Here is a 1,538-nt window from a genome sequence, read left to right on the forward strand (position 1 = left end):
ACCATTGCCCGAACATCGCCGGCCGAGCTGTTGCAGGGCGCCCGCCCCGATCTGCCGAGCGAAAGCCTTGAGGGTCCGCACCGCAAGATCATCGCCACGACCCCTTGCCGAGTTCCGCAACGCCGGCGCTCTCACAGACGTCGACGGCAAGCCCGTGGCCAGCAACCAATCCCGAGCCAGTTATGAAGATGCGACCGCGACATTTCAGGCTGTGGCCAATTGAACATAAGAAGAAGGGTTGTGAAAACGGGGATATTTGATGAGCCGTCTTACCTCGAAAAACTCCTCAGATATCGAGTGGCGGCCGAACAAACTGTTTTTGATCTTCAAGAAATAGGAGAGAGGTATGTTTCGCTATCTGGCGCGTCGTCACGATCGCAAGCACATCTTGAGAACCTTACAACGCCAGAAGCGTACCGATCACAGGTCCATAGGCTTTGGTTATGATACCTCATTGGCGTTCACGGTTAACGAGGCCGAGGACAAAAAAGCTAGTGGCCGTGAACTGGCGTTCAGGACGCTTTCCGAAGGAGAACAGTTTTTCTCCCCGGTTTTGCCCCCGGAGCCATTAAGAGAAGAAGAAAATATTGTCATTTTCCAGTCTGATATCACAACCGTGGATGAAGACAACAATACATTTGAATGTGTGGTTACCCATAGCGGATCGAAAGATCATGCACTTGTTGTGTTTCATCATTGGTACGCACGGAACCGTTTCCCAACATTCGCCAAGTTCTTTGCCGCAAGGGGCATAACAGTTATTGAGGCTACCCTGCCATATCACTTTAGTCGTGGTTCCGACGATTATTCCGAGCAAAAGTTTTTCAACGCGAATTTGGGACGTACCGTCCGGTCGATGAGACAGGCGGTATTAGATGGTCGTAAGATTGTTCGGTGGCTTCATAGTCAGAGGTATCGAAAAATCTCCGTTGTAGGCATGTGCTTAGGCGGCACGGTTGCTGGTCTGATCGCTGCCCAGGAAGAAAAGGTTGATAAAGCGGTTCTCATGGTATCGCCAGGGAGCCCTGCTGATCTTGTTTGGACTGCGGAAACCATGAAGTCGTTACGTCGTCGTATTGAACCAGCCATGTCACTCGAAGATTTGAGAACCGCTTGGGGTCTCATCAACCTAGAGCGCCATACGTGGGGTCTCACACGTCCTGGCCTGGATATGATGTTCGTGCTTGGAAAGGACGATACGATCACACGTCCAGAAGCTTCGGATCGGGTGATAGAGTTATTGACGAAATGCAATCGTTTGCCAGAGGTCCTGCGTCTCAATTGCGGACATTCGTCTGTTGGGATTTTTCCCTACAACATGATCGCAGCCAGGAAGGTGCTGCGATTTTTGAAAGAGTCTCCGACCTTAGCGGAGATCTGGGAGGTTCGCGGGTTTCGCTACGACTTCAGCGAAACCCAAATGCTCACGAAACCGGGCAGGTCAAAGCCTCCCAGAATATGATGTGAGGTCGGCTTTTCACCACGCTTGAATGCATGACCAGAATGCGCGATTGTCGCCCGCCCCGTTATCGCAGGTG

At 51.7% G+C, this 1,538-nt stretch carries 1 protein-coding gene; it reads left to right on the top strand.

Going from position 1 to position 1,538, the window contains the following annotated elements; genetic code table 11:
* Positions 1 to 346: 346 nt before the first annotated feature.
* Positions 347 to 1,462 (top strand): dienelactone hydrolase family protein, encoded by a 1,116-nt coding sequence (locus EN780_RS33900; RefSeq protein ID WP_128276429.1) that lies wholly within the window; start codon positions 347 to 349, stop codon positions 1,460 to 1,462.
* Positions 1,463 to 1,538 lie beyond the last annotated feature (76 nt).

The organism is Mesorhizobium sp. M4B.F.Ca.ET.089.01.1.1 (assembly GCF_004022605.1).
GTDB lineage: Bacteria > Pseudomonadota > Alphaproteobacteria > Rhizobiales > Rhizobiaceae > Mesorhizobium > Mesorhizobium abyssinicae.

Excerpts from the sequence above, each read along its gene's own strand:
- EN780_RS33900 (WP_128276429.1), top strand. The coding sequence starts at position 347 with ATGTTTCGCTATCTGGCGCGTCGTCACGATCGCAAGCACATCTTGAGA.